The following is a 3102-nucleotide window of genomic DNA, read 5'->3' as shown; positions in this document are numbered from 1 at the left end:
CTGAATTTTGTCGACGCCGATATCCAGGCGGTGGTGCGCGCGCTGTCCCGTGCCACCGGCCAGCAGTTTCTGGACGACCCTCGGGTCAAAGGCAACCTGACCCTGGTCAGCGAAGGCCAGGTGCCCGCGCATCAAGCCTACGACATGCTGCTGGCGGCGCTGCGCATGCAGGGCTTCAGCGTGGTCGACGTCGGCGGGGTGGCGCAGGTGGTGCCGGAAGCCGATGCGAAGTTGCTCGGCGGGCCGATCTACAGCGCCGGCAGCAGCGGCATGCAGACCCGCACCTTTCGCCTGCAATACGAAAACGCGGTGAACCTGATCCCGGTGCTGCGCCCGATCGTCTCGCCGAACAACCCGATCAACGCCTACCCCGGCAACAACAGCATCGTCATCACCGACTACGCGGAAAACCTTGCGCGGGTGGCGCAGATCATCGACGGCATCGACACCCCCAGCGCCATCGACACCGACGTGGTGATGGTGCAGAACGGCATCGCCGTGGACATCGCCGCCATGGTCAGTGAACTCCTGGAAACCCAAGGTGCCGACCAGACCCAGAAGATCAACGTGATCGGTGACCCGCGCTCCAACTCGATCATCATCCGTTCCGGCAGCCCGGAGCGCACCGAGCTGGCGCGCAACCTGATCTACAAACTCGACAATGCCCAGAGCAACCCGAGCAACATGCACGTGGTCTATCTGCGCAACGCCCAGGCGGGCAAGTTGGCGCAGTCGCTGCGTGGCTTACTCACTGGCGAGAGCGAGGCCGGCGTCAGCGACGAGGCGCGGGGCAAACTCAGTGCCATGGGCGGCAATGCCCAGAGCACCCAGGGCAACAGCACCGCGCAGAACAGCAGCGGCACGTCCACCGGCAGCGGCGTGCAGGCCGGGTATGGCCAGGATAAACCGGCGACCGGCAGCAGTCCCGGCAGCAGTCCCGGCAGCGATCAGAACACCGCCTTCAGCGCTGGCGGCGTGACAATCCAGGCCGACGCCACCACCAACACTCTGCTGATCTCCGCGCCGGACCCGCTGTACCGCAACCTGCGCGAAGTGATCGACATGCTCGACCAGCGCCGCGCCCAGGTGGTGATCGAAAGCCTGATCGTCGAAGTCAACGAAGACGACGCCAGCGAATTCGGCGTGCAGTGGCAGGCCGGCAACCTCGGCGGCAAGGGCGGTTTTGGCGGGGTGAACCTGGGGGGCAGCGGGGTGAATGGCACGTCGACCAGCAAGACCAGCATCGATGTGTTGCCCAAGGGCCTGAATATCGGCCTGGTCGATGGCAGCGTCGACATCCCCGGGATCGGCAAGGTGCTCGACCTCAAAGTGCTGGCCCGCGCCTTGAAGAGCAAGGGCGGCACCAACGTGCTGTCGACGCCGAACCTGCTGACCCTGGACAACGAAGCCGCGAGCATTTTTGTCGGGCAGACCATTCCGTTCGTCACCGGCAGCTATGTGACGGGCGGCGGCGGCACCAGCAACAACCCGTTCCAGACCGTGCAGCGCGAAGAAGTGGGGCTCAAGCTCAACGTGCGCCCGCAGATTTCCGAGGGCGGCACGGTGAAGCTGGATATCTACCAGGAAGTCAGCAGCGTGGACGAGCGTGCGTCGGTGGACGCGGGCACGGTGACCAACAAACGCGCGATCGATACCAGCATCCTGTTGGACGACGGGCAGATTATGGTGCTCGGCGGGTTGTTGCAGGACGGCTATAGCCAGAGCAATGACGCGGTGCCGTGGCTGTCGGATATCCCGGGGTTGGGCGCGTTGTTTCGCAACGAAAAGCGCAGTGTGAGCAAGACCAACCTGATGGTGTTTTTGCGGCCCTACATCATTCGCGACAGTGGCGCCGGGCGCAGTATTACGTTGAACCGCTATGAGTTCATGCGCCGCGCCCAGGGTGGCTTGCAGCCGGAGCGCAGTTGGGCGCTGCCGGATGTGCAGGCGCCGCAGTTGCCGTCGGTGGAGAAGGCGATTCCGGGGGCTGGGCCGAGGGCGGTGATCAGGGCGGTGCCGGCTCGTGATTGATGTTGAGCGAGGACATATCCGTTTCTTCGGTAACGGCGGCTTATGGTTCCGCCCTTACGGCGGGTCACTTTGGAAAAGCCCCAAAGTAACCAAAGGGCTCTTGCCCCACCACTCGGCACCTCGCCTAGGCTCGGTGTGCCCGAACGCAGGCTTGAATCCGTGGGCCGCCGTCATGGGCCATCCTTGGCCCAGGACGGCTAACCCGGCGTCCTGCCGGGTTACCCACGGATTCAAGCCTGCGTTCGGCCAGCGTGGTTTAACGGGGCGCCTAAGATCAAAAGCAAGATCAAAAGCGGCTCGCTTCGCATCGTGGTTACGCGGGGGGGCGGCGCTTTTTCATGGCTTGGATTTGTGCCACAAAGCTGCTGGAATCAATGCAGTGCCCAGACGGGGGCTGTCGGATTTGACTGAGAACTCCCAGGCACTCACCGCTTCAAAATGTGGGAGGGGGCTTGCCCCCGATAGCAGTGTGTCAGCCAATACATGCATGACTGATCCACCGCTATCGGGGGCAAGCCCCCTCCCACATTTACAGCGCGCGCCAGCTCCCAAAGGGGGAGAGCATATGTTTCCGAGATCAGGTCGGCTACCAGGCCGCCTCGGCTTTGTTTTTGATCTTGATCTTAAGCGCCCCGTAAAACCACGCTGGCCGAACGCAGGTATTACGCAGCGGGTAAACCGGCAGGACGCCGGTTTAGCCGCGCCGGGCCATGGATGGCCCGTCGCGGCGGCCCGCGGAGTAATGCCTGGGTTCGGGCACACCGAGCCTAGGCGAGGTGCCGAGTGGTGGGGCAAGAGCCTTTTGGTTACTTTTGGGCTCTTTCCAAAAGTGACCCGCCGTAAGGGCGGAACCAATAGCCGCCGTTACCGCAGCAACGGATATGTACTCAGTCCATCTAAAGCCAGCGCAAGCGAGCAAATCCTATGAGCCTGCTCCCCTACGCCTGGGCCAAATCCCAGCGCATCCTCCTGCGCCCCGGCGAGGCCGGCATGCGGCTGACCGTCTGCCCGTCGACCCCCGGCTGGTCGATCAGCGAAGTCCAGCGGCAGTTCGGCCAGAGCCAGCTTGAA

The 3102-nt window shown here is 63.5% G+C and carries 1 protein-coding gene and 1 pseudogene; both read left to right on the top strand.

The window, feature by feature from the left end; genetic code table 11:
* Positions 1-2031: type II secretion system secretin GspD (gene gspD / locus L9Z73_RS28225; RefSeq protein WP_247408044.1), on the top strand; the 2031-nt coding region annotated here is incomplete at its 5' end.
* Between the two features lie 924 nt (positions 2032-2955).
* A pseudogene (locus L9Z73_RS28220) lies at positions 2956-3102 on the top strand (type II secretion system protein GspE); the annotation flags it as partial.

The organism is Pseudomonas emilianonis (assembly GCF_023072625.1).
GTDB lineage: Bacteria > Pseudomonadota > Gammaproteobacteria > Pseudomonadales > Pseudomonadaceae > Aquipseudomonas > Aquipseudomonas paraveronii.
Note: the sequence above shows the minus strand (reverse complement) of the source record. Positions and strands in the feature narration are given on the sequence as shown.